1 protein-coding gene is annotated in these 428 nt (G+C 62.9%); it reads left to right on the top strand.

Annotated features, from left to right (window positions below; translation table 11 throughout):
- The coding region (locus tag GVN67_RS29315) for an AIR synthase-related protein (protein ID WP_235035628.1) at positions 1 to 428 on the top strand (428 nt) is incomplete at both ends.

The raw sequence follows: 428 nt of genomic DNA, 5'->3' as shown, positions 1-428 counted from the left end.
GAGCTGGTGAGCGACGGCGGCCGCGGCGGTAAATTCCAGCTGCGTGATATCCTCAGCGACGAGCCGGGCATGAGCCCGCTGGAAATCTGGTGTAACGAATCCCAGGAGCGCTACGTGCTGGCGGTGGCGCCGGACCAGCTGCCGCTGTTTGACGAGCTGTGCCGCCGCGAGCGCGCGCCTTACGCTGTGATTGGTGACGCCACCGAAGAGCTGCATCTGAATATGAGCGACAGCCATTTCAACGACCAGCCGATCGATCTGCCGCTGGACGTGCTGTTGGGCAAAACGCCGAAAATGACCCGCGACGTGCAGACCCTGAAGGCCAAAGGTGAAGCGCTGAATCGCCAGGGAACGACCGTTGCCGACGCGGTAAATCGCGTTCTGCACCTGCCGGCGGTGGCGGAGAAAACCTTCCTCGTCACCATCGG

Source organism: Roseomonas sp. 18066 (assembly GCF_902706185.1).
Classification (GTDB): domain Bacteria; phylum Pseudomonadota; class Alphaproteobacteria; order Acetobacterales; family Acetobacteraceae; genus Pseudoroseomonas.
The sequence above is the reverse complement of the archived record's forward strand: the minus strand, read 5'-3'. Positions and strand labels throughout refer to the sequence as shown.